The 15,637-nt window shown below is 62.6% G+C and carries 15 protein-coding genes; 8 read left to right on the top strand and 7 right to left on the bottom strand.

Features of this window, described 5'->3' with window-relative positions; genetic code table 11:
- Positions 1-7 precede the first annotated feature (7 nt).
- Genes P2W41_RS03160 through P2W41_RS03150 form a run of 3 tightly spaced genes read right to left on the bottom strand, consistent with a single transcriptional unit; the run spans position 8 to position 2,843 of the window.
- Positions 8-1,294 carry a TRAP transporter large permease gene (locus P2W41_RS03160; RefSeq protein WP_404934288.1) on the bottom strand — a complete coding sequence of 429 codons (1,287 nt, stop codon included), beginning with the start codon at positions 1,292-1,294 and terminating at the stop codon, positions 8-10.
- Positions 1,294-1,803: a TRAP transporter small permease gene (locus P2W41_RS03155; protein WP_292897919.1), complete on the bottom strand. Its 510-nt coding sequence runs from the start codon at positions 1,801-1,803 to the stop codon at positions 1,294-1,296. Before P2W41_RS03155 ends, P2W41_RS03160 begins: the two co-directional genes overlap by 1 nt.
- Entirely contained in the window at positions 1,803-2,843 is a 1,041-nt protein-coding gene (locus tag P2W41_RS03150; protein ID WP_404934287.1) for a TRAP transporter substrate-binding protein, read from the bottom strand. The genes P2W41_RS03155 and P2W41_RS03150 overlap by 1 nt, the downstream gene beginning before the upstream one ends.
- Positions 2,844-3,036: 193 nt before the next feature.
- Between P2W41_RS03150 and P2W41_RS03145 the strand changes: the two genes are divergently transcribed.
- From P2W41_RS03145 to P2W41_RS03110, 8 genes are read left to right on the top strand one after another with little or no spacing between them, the layout of a single operon-like run.
- Positions 3,037-4,002, top strand: a complete 966-nt coding sequence (locus tag P2W41_RS03145) for a PDR/VanB family oxidoreductase (RefSeq protein WP_404934286.1) — start codon at positions 3,037-3,039, stop codon at positions 4,000-4,002.
- A 40-nt stretch (positions 4,003-4,042) separates the two neighbouring features.
- Positions 4,043-5,374: an aromatic ring-hydroxylating dioxygenase subunit alpha gene (locus tag P2W41_RS03140; RefSeq protein ID WP_404934285.1), complete on the top strand. Its 1,332-nt coding sequence runs from the start codon at positions 4,043-4,045 to the stop codon at positions 5,372-5,374.
- Positions 5,374-5,856, top strand: a complete 483-nt coding sequence (locus P2W41_RS03135; RefSeq protein ID WP_404934283.1) for an aromatic-ring-hydroxylating dioxygenase subunit beta — start codon at positions 5,374-5,376, stop codon at positions 5,854-5,856. Before P2W41_RS03140 ends, P2W41_RS03135 begins: the two co-directional genes overlap by 1 nt.
- 13 nt (positions 5,857-5,869) lie before the next feature.
- Entirely contained in the window at positions 5,870-7,510 is a 1,641-nt protein-coding gene (locus tag P2W41_RS03130) for an AMP-binding protein (RefSeq protein WP_404934282.1), read from the top strand.
- A complete protein-coding gene (locus P2W41_RS03125) occupies positions 7,510-8,694 on the top strand; it encodes a thiolase family protein (RefSeq protein WP_404934281.1) in 1,185 nt (394 codons plus the stop codon). The genes P2W41_RS03130 and P2W41_RS03125 overlap by 1 nt, the downstream gene beginning before the upstream one ends.
- Positions 8,691-9,950 carry an SDR family NAD(P)-dependent oxidoreductase gene (locus tag P2W41_RS03120; RefSeq protein WP_404934280.1) on the top strand — a complete coding sequence of 420 codons (1,260 nt, stop codon included), beginning with the start codon at positions 8,691-8,693 and terminating at the stop codon, positions 9,948-9,950. Before P2W41_RS03125 ends, P2W41_RS03120 begins: the two co-directional genes overlap by 4 nt.
- Entirely contained in the window at positions 9,947-10,750 is an 804-nt protein-coding gene (locus P2W41_RS03115; RefSeq protein WP_292897935.1) for a cyclase family protein, read from the top strand. Before P2W41_RS03120 ends, P2W41_RS03115 begins: the two co-directional genes overlap by 4 nt.
- Before the next feature lie 4 nt (positions 10,751-10,754).
- Positions 10,755-11,483, top strand: coding sequence for an SDR family NAD(P)-dependent oxidoreductase (locus P2W41_RS03110; protein WP_404934278.1), 729 nt, complete (start codon positions 10,755-10,757; stop codon positions 11,481-11,483).
- Between the two features lie 12 nt (positions 11,484-11,495).
- On the opposite strand, the gene P2W41_RS03105 is transcribed toward P2W41_RS03110, so the two are convergent.
- From P2W41_RS03105 to P2W41_RS03090, 4 genes are all read right to left on the bottom strand, one after another.
- The gene (locus P2W41_RS03105) at positions 11,496-12,371 is read right to left on the bottom strand and encodes a LysR family transcriptional regulator (protein ID WP_404934277.1); all 876 of its coding nucleotides are present in this window, start codon (positions 12,369-12,371) and stop codon (positions 11,496-11,498) included.
- Between the two features lie 33 nt (positions 12,372-12,404).
- Positions 12,405-13,853 (bottom strand): SLC13 family permease, encoded by a 1,449-nt coding sequence (locus tag P2W41_RS03100; protein WP_404934276.1) that lies wholly within the window; start codon positions 13,851-13,853, stop codon positions 12,405-12,407.
- A 167-nt stretch (positions 13,854-14,020) separates the two neighbouring features.
- Complete coding sequence (locus P2W41_RS03095) at positions 14,021-14,629, bottom strand: dihydroxyacetone kinase subunit L (protein ID WP_292897943.1); 609 nt, start codon at positions 14,627-14,629, stop codon at positions 14,021-14,023.
- Between the two features lie 9 nt (positions 14,630-14,638).
- Positions 14,639-15,634: a dihydroxyacetone kinase subunit DhaK gene (locus P2W41_RS03090; protein WP_404934275.1), complete on the bottom strand. Its 996-nt coding sequence runs from the start codon at positions 15,632-15,634 to the stop codon at positions 14,639-14,641.
- Positions 15,635-15,637: the final 3 nt, after the last annotated feature.

The following is a 15,637-nucleotide window of genomic DNA, read 5'->3' as shown; positions in this document are numbered from 1 at the left end:
CGTCCGGTCACATCGAATTGGGTATTAGAAGCGCCATTGCCGGCAGCGCAATCAGAAGCGCAAGCCGCAGCACATCCATCGCCACGAAGGGCAGGATGCCGGCAAAAATGCGCTCCAGCGGAATGTCGGGCGCCACCGTGCGCATGACAAAAACATTCATGCCGATGGGCGGCGTGATGAAACTCAATTCGGTGGCGATCACCACAAAAATGCCGAACCAGATCGGATCGAAGCCGAGCCCGGTGACGATCGGAAACAGGATCGGCACCGTCAGCGTGATCATCGAGATGCTTTCAAGCAGGCATCCCAGCACCAGATAGATCAGCACGATCATGAAGATGACCGGATAGGGGCCGACGCCGAAGGCGTTGATCCAGTTGCGCAGATCGCCGGTCAGGCCGGAGAAGTTCACATAGTTCAGGAAGTAGAGCGCCCCGAACAGGATGAAGAACATCACCGCCGTGGTCTTTGCCGTGTCAAAGAGCGTGGAAAGCGTGGCCCGCAGGGTCAGCCGCCCTCGCATGAAAGTGAGCAGGAAAGCGCCCCCCGCACCCATGCCTGCCGCTTCCGTCGCCGTGAACACGCCCAGATAGATGCCGCCCAGAACAAACACGAAGAGCGCCAGCGCCCACACGACGCCACGCAGGGCGCGGATACGTTCGATCAAAGGGAGTTTTGGCTGTGTTTCCAGATGCTCGGAATAGACCACCAGCGACAGACGCACGGCGATCATGTAGCCGATCACGCCGACGACACCGGGCAAAAGGCCGGCCAGAAACAGCTTGCCGATGTTCTGCTGCGTGAGGATGCCATAAATGACGAGGATCACCGACGGCGGGATGAGAATGCCGAGCGTGCCGCCCGCCGCGATGGACGAGGCAGCCAGCCGGTCGGAATAGCCATATTTGCGCATCGCCGGCAGCGAGATGCGGGCCATGGTCGCCGTGGTGGCGAGCGACGAGCCACACACCGACGAGAACCCGCCGCAGGCAACGATGGTCGCCATGGCAAGCCCACCCTTGCGATGGCGTAGCCAGGCATTAGCCGCCGCATAGAGATCACCCGCCACGCCGGACTGAACCACGAGATTGCCCATCAGAAGGAACAGCGGCACGACGGACAGCGTATAGCTCCTGCCACTGTCGAAGAAGACCTGTCCCAGCATGGCCAGCGCCGGATGCCAGCCAACGATCGAGACAACGCCGACCAGCCCGACCGCCGTCATCGCGAATGCGATGGGCACGCCTGCAAAGATAAGCGCCAGAAGCAGCGCCATTCCGACCGGCCACGCCATCAAACGCCCCCGCCATCGCTTTTGGGCAGGCGCAGCACCGCCATGACAAATGTAACCACCGCACAGACACCGGTGATGACTGCCGTCGCCTTGGCGAACGGCCCGAGCGGCGCACGCAGATAAACCGTCACCTCATTGTAGCTGTCGAGTTGAGCACCGTGCTTCCAGAGCTGCCAGGAAACGAGGCCGAGTACCACGGCAACCACAAGCCGGGCGAGATTGAGCTGAAGTCTCTCAGCAACGCCCCTGAGCCCGGCCGTGAGCAGATCGACACTCACATGCCCGTCATCCAGGCACACCGCCGGCAGCCCCACAAACACGATCGCCATCAGGAGGATTTCGGTATACTCCGCGGCACCCGGCAGCGGCGACGAGAGGAGATAGCGGCCGATCACATCGACCACTGTCACCAGCGTCAGCGCCACCAGAAACGCGCCGCAAAGCACGGCGGTCGCCAGTCTTAGCCACCGCCGAGCCCGCATTGCGATCCGCTCGGAGGAGGCGGCCATTATTCAGCCGCCACCGCTTTGATTTCGTCCTTGAGCTTGCCCATGACGACGTCGAAGTCGAGTCCCTTGGCCTCATAGGCCTTGGCCAGATCGTCAAACATGGGCTGCGTCTTCTCACGCAGCGTCGCAAGCTCTTCATCGGTCGCATCGTGGAAATCGACGGTCGAGCCGATCACTTCCATGCCGGCTGCATCCGCCGCATCCCAGGCCTGACCGGCCATGCGCGAGAACGCCTCACCGGAAACCTCTTCGATGGCCGCCTTGTCCTCATCCGACAGGCTGTCGAACTTCGCCTTGTTCATTACGAAGAAGAACGAGACATTGTAGAGACCGCCGGGCACACGCAGCGCCTTGTCGACCAGTGTTTCGAGCTTGAAGAAGGGCACGGATTCGACCGGGAAGAAAATACCGTCGGCAATGCCGCCCGACAGGATTTCGTAGGACTGCGGAGACGGCGCCTGGATCGACACCATGTCCATCGCTTCGGCAAGCTTGTTGGTGATGTTGCCGGCCACGCGGATCTTGGCACCGGAAAGGTCCGACAACGGCGATACCGGCTTGCCCTTGGTGAACAGAAGCCCCGGCCCGTGCCCGAACACGCCCAGCACCTTGGTGCCGCGATGCTCCTCGGCCTGCGCCAGATCGCTTTCGAACACACGCCAGAAAGCCACCGAAAGGCTCTCCGACGTATCGGCGAGGAACGGCATTTCGGCAATTTCGGTCAGGGTGAAACGCCCCGGGGTGTAGCCATGCACGCCGAATGTGAGATCGACGGCGCCATTGGCGGCGAGATCGAAATGCGCCGGCGGCGGACCGAGCGGTGCATCGAGAATTTGCACCTCGATGCGGCCGTCACTGGCCTCTTTCAGCTTCTCCGCCCACGGGATCATCATGTCCCGGACGATCGGGTGAGACGGCGGCAGCCAGTTTGACATGCGCAGAACCGTTTCCTGCGCCATCGCACCAAAACTCATGGCTGTCGTCAGAATAGATGCAGTTACAAATGTTTTTAGCATGCGCGTCATCGTTTTATCTCCCATGACGGCCTCCTCCTGCGCATGAGGCTTCCATAAGTTTTCATGCTCTTCAAGCTTAAAAAGATGAAATTTCACTTTTTTAGGTTTGAAGCTTGACAGGGAAAAATATGCGAATTCATATTAATCGCAAAGCGTGGCCACTGCTCATAACCAACAAGAATATCTGGAAGGGCCACTGCAGGAGGAGAGATCGCCAATGAGCGAATTGAAGCTCAGGGTACGCAAATCCGAGGCATTGACACCGCAGATCCGGGCTCTCGAACTGGAAGCGGTCGATGGTGGCCCGTTGCCGGGCTTTTCGGCCGGCGCGCATATCCGCGTCGCGCTGCCCGATGGCTCGGATCGGCACTACTCTCTCGTCAACACCAGCACGGAAGCCGATGCGACCGGTTCACCCGCCACCTATCGCCTTGGCGTGCGGCTCGAGGAGGACAGCAAGGGCGGCTCCCGCTTCATGCATGGGCTCAAGGAAGGCGAAATCATCGAGACTTCCGCCCCACGCAATGACTTTGCGCTGGTCGACGCACAAGCGCCTGTCCTTCTCATCGCCGGTGGTATTGGTGTCACACCGCTCATCTCCATGGCCGCCGAACTCAAGTCGAAGGGTCGCCCGTTCTCGTTCCACTATGCGGGCCGTTCGCGCACTCTGCTGGCCTTTGTCGATGCGCTTGAAGCCATCGAGAGCACGGCGCTCACCATCCATTGCGACGACGAGCCCGAAACCTGCATCGACCTGAAGGCGCTGATCGGCAAGGCGCCTGCCGAGGGCCACATCTATGTGTGCGGACCGCGCGGCATGATCGAGGCGGTGCGCGAAATCGCCCATGCCCGCGGCATCGCGAAAGACCATGTGCACTTCGAACTGTTCGAGGCCCATGAGGCCGAAGCGGGCGACAAGCCCTTCGAGGTCGAAATCAGTTCCACGGGTCAGGTCTTCACCATCCCGCCGGGCAAGTCCATCATCGAAGTGCTCGAGGAAGAAGGCGTCGACCTGATCTACGATTGCCAGCGCGGCGATTGCGGCATCTGCCAGACAACGGTCCTGTCCGGCATTCCCGACCACCGCGATGTCATCCTCACCGATGACGAACGCGCAGCAAACGACGTCATGCAAATCTGCGTATCACGCGCAAAATCCGACCGGCTCGTCCTCGACCTCTAGGAGACCGACCGGACGGCGGCCAGCAAGGGAGTAGCAAGCCATGAGCCGTTACGCGAACAACCCGGAGGCGATCAGAAATCTGATCCGGCCCACGGAAGTCCACCGCGACGTCTATATCGATCAGGAAGTGTTCGAGCTGGAGATGAAACATCTCTTTGCCAACACCTGGGTCTTTGTCGGCCATGAGAGCCAGACGCCCAACAAGGGCGACTATTTCACCACCGAGATCGGCACACAGCCGGTCATCATGGTGCGCCATTCCGATAACGAGATCTACGTTCTGCACAATCGCTGCCCGCACAAGGGCACGAAGATCGCCATCGACCGCACGGGCAACACGGGCAAGTTTTTCCGCTGCCCCTATCATGCATGGTCGTTCAAGACGAATGGCTGCCTGCTCGCGATCCCGTTGCGCAAGGGCTACAAGGACACCGGGCTCGAAGAAAGCGAATCCGTCAATGGCATGGCACCGGTCGGTGCGGTGAAGAACTATCGCGGATTCATCTTCGCCCGCCTCAACAGGGAAGGCCCGGACTTCGAAAGCTTCTTCGGAGAGGCGCTGAGCTCCTTCGACAACATGGTCGACCGCTCGCCCGAGGGCCGTCTGGAGGTGGCCGGGCCGCCGCTACGCTACATGCATCGCTGCAACTGGAAAATGCTGGTCGAGAACCAGACCGACACCTGCCATCCCATGGTCGCACATGAAAGCTCCGCCGGCACGGCCATCGACCTGTGGGAGAAGATGGACAAACCCGAGGGCACGCAAAAGCCCATGGCCATGGAGGTGATCGCCCCCTTCATGAGCCCTTACGAATTCTTCGAGAACATGGGCATCCGCACCTGGCCAAACGGCCACGGCCACACCGGCGTGCATCACTCGATCCACTCCGACTATTCCGCCATCCCCGGTTATTACGAGCAGATGGTCGAGGCCTATGGCGAGGAGCGCGCAAAGGCGATCCTCGGCGAGAACCGGCACAACACGGTCTATTTCCCCAACATCATGATCAAGGGGCCGATCCAGCAATTGCGGCTGTTCACCCCCATCGCCGCCGACAAAACCCTGGTCGAAAGCTACATCTACCGGCTGGTGGGCGCGCCCGACATGCTTCTGGAGCGCACCGCCATGTACAACCGCATGATCAACGCGCCCACCTCCATGGTCGGCCATGACGATCTGGAAATGTATGAGCGCGCGCAGGAGGGCCTGCATTCCGACGGGCTGGAATGGGTCAATGTCCAGCGCCTTTACCAGGAAGGCGAGAATTTCGACGAGATCGCCGTCGAGAACGGCACCACCGAGCGCCAGATGCGCAACCAGTTCCACGCGTGGGAAAAATACATGACGATGACGATGGAAGGAGACGCGTGATGAAGGCTCCCACCCGCGAAGACCTGATCGACTTCGTCTATGAAGAAGCCCGCATGCTGGACGATGGCCGGTTCGACGAATGGCTCGATCTGTGGACCCATGACAGCTTCTATTGGATGCCGCTCGACTACAATCAGGAAGACGCCAAGCACGTCACCTCGCTGCTGCATGAAGACGCCTTCATGCGCAAGCTGCGCGTCGAGCGCTTCAAGGGCGAGCGCACCTTCTCCCAGAAGCCGAAGACCCGCTGCCACCACGTTCTGAACCGCCCCTTCATCGACCATATGGACGAGGAGAAGGGTGAGTATGTCACCCACACGGCGTTTCACTATGTGGAGACACGGCTCGACGACCAGATCCTGCTCGCCGCCACGGCGCGCCACGAGTTGAAACTCATCGAGGGAAAGCTGAAGATCACCCACAAGCGCGTCGATCTGCTCAATTCCGATGCCGCCTTCGGCAATATCCAGATGTTCCTTTGAAAGCGCGCAGCAGATGAAATCGCAGATCCCGCCGTTCGACACCGTGTTCGCGGCCTTTGCCGACACCGCCGGGCGCTGGCCCGAGCGCCCCTTCCTGCACGTGCTGGAGGAGACGGCCACGGTCTACGACATTCCCGCCGGCGAACTCTCCTATGGCGCGGCGCTTGCCGAGATCGAGCGGTTGAGGAACGCCTATGCCGCCGGGGGTTATCGCACGGGCATGCGCGTCATGCTCCTGATGGAAAACCGGCCAGGCTTCTTCCTGCACTGGTTCGCCTTAAATGCGCTCGGGCTCTCGGTCGTGCCGGTCAATCCGGACCTGCAATCTGCGGAGCTGGAATACATGGCCGGGCACGCGCGCCCGGTTCTGGCCGTGGCCATTGCGAGTCGCGTGGCGGATCTTGTACAGGCGGCTGCCGCCTCCGGCGTCGGCTTTCCGGTCGTCACGCCGGAGGCCGACACCCCGCCGCTCGATCCGCGCTTTGCCGGCATGGAGACGCCGCAGGGTGCGCCGCTCAGCCGCGAAGCGGCCATGCTCTACACCTCCGGAACCACGGGCAAGCCCAAGGGCTGCGTCCTGTCGAACCTCTATTTCCTGCATTCGGGCCGCTGGTACGCGAAGGCGGGCGGGCTTTGCGCCATGAACGAGGACGGTGAGCGCATGATCACGCCGCTGCCGATCTTCCACATGAACGCCATGGCCTATTCGCTGATGGCGATGATCACGGTCGGCGGCTGCCTCATCGCGCTCGACCGCTTTCACCCGCGCAGTTGGTGGCAGAGCGTGCGTGACAGCCGGGCCACCTGCCTGCATTATCTGGGCGTCATGCCGTCCATTCTCATGAAAGCCGAACCCACGAAACAGGACAGGGCGCACAATGTGCGCTTCGGCTTCGGCGCGGGCATTGATCCCAAGCTGCACGGCCCGTTCGAGGAGCGCTTCGGCATTCCGCTGATCGAGGGCTGGGCGATGACGGAGACGGGGGCCGGCGCGGTCATCGTTGCCAATCACGAGCCCCGCAAGCGTGGCACGAACTGCCTCGGCCAGCCCGGCCCGGACATTGAGGCCCGCGTGGTCGCAGACGACGGCAGCGAGGCAGCTCCCGGCCAACCCGGCGAACTCCTGGTGCGCCATGCGGGCGAGGATCCGCGTTTCGGCTTCTTCTCCGAATATTACGCCAACCCCGAGGCCACCGCCGAAGCGTGGGAAGGCGGCTGGTTCCACACCGGCGACATCGTCATGCGCGACGCCGATGGCGACTTCTTCTTCGTCGACCGCAAGAAGAACGTGATCCGCCGTTCCGGCGAGAACATCGCCGCCGTGGAAGTGGAATCCTTCTTGATGCAGCATCCCGACATCAAGGCGGCAGCGGTCGCAGCAGCCCCGGACGAGCTGCGCGGCGACGAGGTTTTCGCCTGTCTCGTGGTCGAGAGCGGCGAACGCGATGAAGCGCGCGCCCGCGAAATCGCCGAATGGTGTCTGGACCGCGTCGCCTATTACAAGGTTCCGGGCTACATCGCCTTTGTCGACGCCCTGCCCCTGACCTCGACGCAAAAGATCCAGCGCGGCGAACTGAAAACACTGGTCGCCCGGCTTCTCAGCGATCCGGCAACGATCGACACACGATCCATGAAGAAAAGGCGCGCGGCCTGATGGCGGTCCGCACCTCAAGACGGATGGGCTATGAGGGCGTGGTGCTCGCCGCGCCCGCCACCACGCCCTATCAGCGTTTCTCCAAGGAAACGGCGCATTGGTGGATCGCCCGCGCGCTGCGCCAGTCGCTTCAAAGCGCCGGCCTCAGCCCCCGCGATGTCGACGGCTTCTCCGTTGCAAGCTTCACGCTCTTTCCCGACACGGCGGTGGGGCTGACCCAGCATCTCGGCCTCACCCCGCGCTGGCTCGATCACATCCCCATGGGCGGGGCGAGTGGCGTCGTGGCGCTCAGGCGCGCAGCCCGCGCGGTGCAGGCGGGCGATGCCGACATCGTCGCCTGTGTCGCCGGCGACACCAATCATGTCGACAGTTTCCGGCGCATGCTCTCAAGTTTCAGCCGCTTCGCGCAGGATGCATCATACCCTTATGGAGCGGGCGGGCCGAATGCCTGTTTCGCGCTCCTGACCGACCACTATATGAGCGCCTATGGCGCGACCCGCGAGGATTTCGGCCGTATCTGCGTCGCCCAGCGCGACAATGCACTCCAGAACCCGCATGCGGTGATGAAAAAGCCGCTCACCATGGACCAGTATCTCGGCGCGCGCATGATCTCCGATCCCATCGCATTGTTCGATTGCGTCATGCCCGTCAGCGGCGCAGAAGCATTTCTCGTGATGCGCGAGGAAGACGCCCGCGCCGCCGGCCTTCCTTACGCGCATATTCGCGGCAGCATCGAACGCCACAACGCCTTCCCCGAAGACCCGATCCAGATGCGCGGCGGCTGGGCCATGGATATCGACGAGCTGTACGCCATGGCCGACGCCAGGCCCGACGACATGGACCTGTTGCAGACCTATGACGACTACCCGGTCATCTCCATGATGCAGTTCGAGGATCTGGGGTTCTGCAAAAAGGGAGACGGACCGGCCTTTGTGCGCGAGCGCGATCTCACCATTGCCGGCGACTTTCCGCACAACACGTCGGGCGGTCAGCTTTCAGCCGGACAGGCAGGAGCCGCGGGCGGCTTTATCGGGCTGGTCGAGGCGATCCGCCAGGTCACCGGCGCAGCCGGTCCCACCCAGGTGGAAGGTGCGACGACCGCCATGGTCTCCGGCTTCGGCATGATCAACTACGACCGTGGCGTCTGCTCCAGCGCCGCCATCATTTCGGGAGCGGGCACATGACCGACGCCATCCTGCCGCCGCCGAAGAAAGACCCGCAAAAGCGCACCCGCACACAGACGCTGCCCTCGGGCCTCAGAAGCCGCGCGGCACTGGGGCTGACGGCGGCTGCCGCCGAAGGGCGCTTCATGCTGCAGGTCTGCGGCGAATGCGGCGCGCTGCAATATCCGCCGCGCGACGCCTGCTCCACCTGCCTGTCGACCGACCTGCCATGGCGCGACATCGACCCGGCGGGCGAGCTCATCGCCGAAACCACGGTGCGCACCAGCACCAACACCTATTTCCGCGAACGCACCCCATGGCGTGTCGGCACCGTCCGGCTCGACGCCGGCCCCTCCGTCATGTGCCATGTCCATGGCGACGCGCCGCGCGGCGGCAGGGTGCGCATCATCAACCGGCTCGACAAGTCGGGCCAGGGCGTTCTCTACGCCCTGCCTCCCGAAGGGACGCCCAACATGGAAGACGATCCGCAACTGCGCGAAATCACCGCTGATCCGAAATTCCGCCGCGTGCTCATCACCGATGCGAGGAGCGAAAACGCCGTGGCGCTGGCCGAGGCCTTTGCAAAGGCCGGCGCGTCGATCATCTTCATCGGCGAGCCCGAGGGCTGGCGGCCCTATCCGCACCGCACAGCACTCGAGGCGATCCCCAATGTCCAGATCGTGCCGCTCGACGTCACCGACACCGCGTCGGTCGCAGAGCTTGCCGGCGAGATCGGCGGCAAGACTGACATTCTCGTCAACAATGCCCGCTTCGTGCGCCCCGGCGGCATCATGGACCGTGGAGACACCGTGTTCGCCCGCGACGAAATGGAGGTGAACTATCTCGGCCTGATGCGGCTTGCCCAGTCCTTCGGCCCGGCCATGCGCGGGCGCGGCGCGGACGGCGACAACAGCGCCGCCGCCTGGGTCAACATCCTGTCGGTCTACGCTTATTCCAACATGCCTGCCTTCGGCGCTTTCTCGGCCTCCAATGCCGCGGCCTACTCGCTGTCGCAGTGCCTGCGCGCAGAGATGCGCCCCGGCGGCGTGCGCGTGATGAACGTCTATACCGGCCCGACGGACGACGCCTGGCACCAGCCCCTGCCGCCGCCCAAGGTCGCGCCCGCAGCACTTGCCCGCGCCATCGTCTCCGGCCTCAAGGACGGGTTGGAGGACGTGTTCGTCGGCGACGTGGCGAAGGACCTGATCGAACGCTGGCGCGCCGGCGCAAAGGTGCTGGAGCGCGAGATGAGCGAAACCGACGGAGGCGGCGCATGAACGTCCACGCAACCGACCCATCCGCCCTTCTGGGCAATCTGGCGGAGGCGCTCGCCACCGGCGCCATCGAGGTGGTGGACCTCACCCACACGCTCGATCAGGATTTCCCGGTCATCGTGCTGCCGCCGGAATTCGGCCAGTGCGCCCGCTTCCGCATGGAAGAAGTGTCCGCCTATGACCATCGCGGCCCGGCGTGGAAATGGCACAACTTCACCTGCAGCGAGCACACCGGCACCCATTTCGATGCGCCCTCGCACTGGATCTCCGGCCGCGACGTGCCCAATGGCAGCGTCGACGAGATCCCCGCCGAGCGCTTCATCGGCCCGGTCTGCGTGATCGACTGTTCCGAAGGCGCTGCTGCCGACGAGGATTTCGAGCTGACGCCGGAGATCATCGAGGCGTGGGAGGCCGAGCATGGCCGCATTCCTGCCGAGAGCTGGGTTCTGATGCGCACCGACTGGTCGAAGCGCCGGGGCGCGGCCTATCTCAACATGCGCGAGGATGGCGCACATTCGCCCGGCCCCACGCCGGCGGCGATAAGGCTTCTGGTGGACGAACGCGGCATTCGCGGTTTCGGCACCGAGACCGTCGGCACAGACGCCGGTCAGGGGTCGCACTACACGCCGCCCTACCCGGCCCATTTCTATCTTCACGGTGCGGGGCGCTACGGCCTGCAATGCCTCAACAATCTCGACCGGCTTCCGCCCACAGGCGCCATGCTGATCGCAACCCCGCTCAAGATCAAAAACGGCACCGGCAGCCCGCTGCGCGTGGTGGCGCTTGTGCCCGGCAGGACCTGACACGATGGATAAAGAGCTTACAGCCGTCATCACCGGCGGCAACAAGGGTATCGGCGCGAACCTCGCCCAGACCATGCTGGATGTGGGCTACCGCGTTGTCTCGGTCGCGCGCCGCGCGCCGGAGTTCTCGCATGAACGGCTGAGTTCGGTCGAGGCGGACCTGTTGGACGATGCAGCCGTGAGCGAAGCCGCAGCCGAGATCGCGGGCAGGCACGCGGTCACCCATTTCGTGCAGAATGCAGGCCTCATCTGGCCGAACCTCATCGAAGACGCCAGCGCCGAAGACATTACCGGCCTCGCCCAGCTCCATCTGGGCTCCGCCCTCACGCTTTTGAAAGCCTTCCTGCCTTCGATGAAGGAACGCCGCTTCGGCCGCGTTCTCTTCAATGGTTCACGCGCCGCGCTCGGCGCGCAGACCCGCACCGCCTATGGCGCATCCAAGGCCGGCATGGTGGGCATGGCGCGCACCTGGGCGCTGGAACTCGCCCCCCATGGCATCACCGTCAATGTGGTTGCGCCGGGACCGATCCAGACCGACAATTTCTGGGGCATCATCCCCAAGGGCAGCGAGCGGGAAGCAGAGCTTGCCAAACGCATTCCCGTTGGCCGGCTCGGCGCGGTGGAAGACGTCACCAACGCCTTCATGTTCTTCGCAGATCCGAAGGCAAGCTTCGTCACCGGGCAGACGCTCTATGTCTGCGGCGGCGCAAGTGTGGGAAGTATGCAGCTTTGACCACGGCCCACGTCAGTTACTGGCAGTGACGATCGAGCGCGCCGCCTGAAGCAGCGGGTCGTCGTCCCTCTCTCTCAGGTATGCGAAAACCAGCCGCGCGGCAGGATGCGCCTCGCAGATCAGGTCTACCTCCCCGACAGCTTCAGCCGAGCGCGCAGCTTCTGCATGCAGCAGACCAACGCCGACACCACCTGCGATCAGTGTTCGCGTGACCTGCTCCCGGTCAACGCTGATGATACGCGCGGGCCGAAAATTGTACCTGCGAAACAGCGCCTCGGCCGTTTCCCCGCAGCATGTGTCCGGAGCAGGGCATATCCATGGAAGCTCCGCCAGCGTCTGCCAGTCGGGCTCGTCTTTGACTGCCACCGTTCCCGGTGGGACGGCGAGATAAATGGCAAAGCGCGAAACATCGACCACGTTCAATTCATCGCCGGGCCTGTCGGTCTCATTGTAAAAGCCGGCATCCAGCCCGCCACTGCGAATCTCCTCGGCAACGGAACGCGACGTGCCATGCCGCAGAACGACGTCCACCTGCGGATAGCGTTCGGCAAAACCTGTCATCAGGCGCCCCAGCGCCTCAGGCCCGGAGTTGCAGCCCATGCCAAGCCGCAGGCGTCCCGTCAGACTGCCCTTGATGCGCGTCGCTTCCTCAAGCAGTTCCCGGTGGGCTCCCAGCGTCTGCTCCGCCCTTGCCAGAAGACGTTCTCCGTCAGGGGTCAAATCCATGCCGCGCGGTGTGCGTTCGAACAGCGAAAGCCCGAGCGTCTCCTCCATCGCCTTGATATGCGCGCTGACGGCGGGCTGGCTGAGATGGATGCGCTCCGAGGCCCGCGTAATGCTCCCCTCACGGGCAACGGCGACAAATGTCCTTAGCTGCTGAATATCCATTCCTGCCTCATCGCCCGGTAGCCAGACGCATGTCTACACCATGCCGAGAGCATACCACCACAGGAGATCGAGCGGCATCAGCACGAGCGCGCCGATGGCGAACATCACAAGGCAGAGCCGGACCACCGCACCTGTCGGCAGGTCACCCAGTTGCATTGCCGTTATCAGCGGCGGTGCCTGATAGGGCAGGAACACGTTCGAGAAGGCCAGAACCTGCGTCATCAGAACCGTGGTCAGCGGCAGCCCTGTCAGAGCTGAAAGGTTCTCGGCCACTGGTGTCATCACAGCAGGAACGCCGGGCAGATTGGTAATCATTGCCACCAGCGTTGCAATGCCCGTCAGCATGGCCACATTCCAGAAGGGCCGGTCTGCCCGAAATCCGGCAACACCACTCAGCCTTTCCACCACCACTTCGCCAAGACCGGTGGATGAAAGCACCGCTCCAAGACCAAGAATGCCGGCGACAAAGAAAAGCGACCCGTAATTCACGTCCTCATTGATGCACTTCTTCGAGGTGAGCCCGGACCCCGGCCACAGGCAGTAAAGACCTGCGGCAAGCGCGATCCAGCCCGGCGAGATATGGTGGAGCGTATCGGTCAGCCACAAGGCAAGGCACAGCCCCAGCACCATTGTCAGCCGCCTTTCCGCCGGGGACATCCCCGGCAGGTCTGCCGGCACCTCCGGCTGGCGCTGCGGATCGCCATCGGGAAACATCTTCAGGATGAGCACAACGAGCACGCCCGCTTTCAGAAGCCCCAGCACCGGGAAATGAATGGTCAGATAAGACCAGTAGGAAATGCGCGCGCCATGAAGCGTCTCGGCCATACCTGCCAGGATCATGTTGGGCGCGTTCGCGGGCAGGATGGTGAAGGCCGGCAGACAGGTTCCGAAGGCCGCGGCCAGTATCATTCCTGTGCGCCCGTTGCTCTCCTTGCCATATCCCATGTGATCGGCAAGCGCGATGACGATCGGCAGAAGCAGCACGATACGGCCGATGGAAGACGGCATGACGAAAGCCAGTGCCAGACTGAAACCGGTCACACCCGCAATGACCGTGACATAGCGCGTGCCGAGCATCCCGACGAGCATTGCCGCCATGCGCTGACCGAGCCCTGTGTAACGGATCGAAACTCCGAGGATGATCCCTCCGAAAAGCAGCCAGAAGGTCGACGAATGGAAACCTGAGAAAACTGCCTGCGCCGGCGCGATACCGGAAAGCATGGCAATGAGGAAAAACATCAGCGCGGTCCAGTATTCGGGGACCAGAGCCGTCGCCCACATGCCGATGCAGAAGACCGCAAGCGCCGCGGCAATTGCCATTTCCGCCGGCAACAATAGGCCGGTGACGGCACCAACAGCACCGGCGATGGCCACAACACCGATGGATTTCAGAATGTTCCCGGCTTGCCCGGCACCTTGCGAAGCCACCCCGGGAAGCCCCGCGAAAGGGCGCGGGAGCGGCAGGCGCGATTGTTCGTTCATGAGATGAGGAGACCTCCGGGAAGCAATGTCTTATGGAAGACATTGCTCTCTTCCCCCTTCCCCGATCCAATCGTTTGTTGAAATGTGTGCCCTCAGAAAAACGGAGGGAAGCGCCACGGATATGGCTGCTTCCCCTTTAAGAACGCAGGTGACGAAGAAATCCGGATCTAGCTTTCGTGAGGCTCGTACCGCAGTCCTTCCACAATACGAAGAAATGCGAGTTGTCCGGGATCAACCAGCCCCCGGCTCTTTTCACCGAACATGCGCGCGCGCCCCAGCTTGTTCGGTAGATCCCGATAGCGCTTCAAAGTCTCCCCGGCTGCATTGATCGTCGTCTCGACCATCACATGCGGTGAAGTCCCCTCAAGCGCACTGGCAACGGCATCGAGACTGTCGAGCACGGTTTTGTCACCCAGATTGCCCTTTCCGCGCGCCATCATGGCGTCACGCGCGGCAGCAACGAGGCCCGGCATCTCCTCGGGTTCGATCCCGGGCTTTCCTTTTTCAAGTTTCGCCGCCGCCATGAAACCCGTGGCGAGCAGCGTACCGTAGGAGGATGACGAGACGCGCTGAAACGCCTTTGCCACTTCGAGGAGCGCCATGCCCACATCATCGGGAAGCTCTGCCGTTGCGGCCTCCGCAAACCCTTTTGACACGGTGATCCCAAGATCGCCGTCCCCGAGGGCACCGTCAGCAGCGCAAAGCTCTTCGCTGGCCGCAGCGGTATGGGATGCAATGCGTTTAAGAGCCTCTGAAATCGCCTTGCTGTCGATCATCGCCTGCTCCTAGACGCGCCAGAAGGCGCATTCGGCCGGCGCCTTGAGCAGGTCTTCTATTTCATCGTCCAGCTTGATCATCGTGATCGTTGCGCCCGTCATTTCCATGGAGGTTGCGTAACGGCCGACCAAAGGCATCACAATCTCGATACCCGCCGCATCAAGCACCTTCTTTGCATGCCGATAAAGAATGTAGAGCTCTTCGGCCGGCGTTGCGCCCAGCGAATTCACCAGAATGGAAATGCGGTCACCCTTCGCAAGCGGCTGGTCAGCCATCAGACGCTCCAGCATTTCATCCGCGATCTCGTCTGCAGGCTTGATCGCGTCGCGCCAGATGCCGGGCTCGCCATGGATGCCCATCCCCATTTCCATTTCCGTCTCACCGATCTCGAAGGTGGGCTTGCCCGCTTGCGGGATAGTGCAGGGTGTCAGCGCCATACCGATGGAGCGGCAGGCATCTGCCGCCTTCTGGGCAATGCGGGTGACTTCATCCAGGTTGTCGCCGCGCTCGGCGGCCGCACCCGCGATCTTGAATGCGTAAACCATGCCCGCCACGCCGCGCCGCTTCTCGGCCTCTTCCTTCGGAGCGGAAACGACGTCATCGGTCAGAAGCACGGTGGTGGTGCGGATGTCGTGCTCCATTTCCGCCATCTCACCGGCCATGTCGAAATTCATGACATCGCCGCCGTAATTCCCATAGAGGCGCAACACGCCCGCGCCGCCATCGGCCAAACGGATTGCCTCGGCCATCTGTTCGGAGGACGGGCTGGCGAAGACGTCACCGATGGCACAGGCATCGAGCAGGCCGGTGCCCACATATCCGGCAAAGATGGGCAGATGGCCCGAGCCACCGCCAGTCACGATACCGACCTTGCCCGTCTTCGCGCCCGCGGCCCGAGCAATGACCCGGCGCACGGGCTGAGCGTAGATTTCAGGATGTGCTGCGACCATGCCTTCCAGCATCTCATCGACATAGTCAGCCGGATTGTTCAGGATTTTCTTCATGCT

This window comes from Nitratireductor sp. L15S-10, from assembly GCF_045011005.1.
Lineage (GTDB): Bacteria > Pseudomonadota > Alphaproteobacteria > Rhizobiales > Rhizobiaceae > Nitratireductor.
The sequence above is the reverse complement of the archived record's forward strand: the minus strand, read 5'-3'. Positions and strand labels throughout refer to the sequence as shown.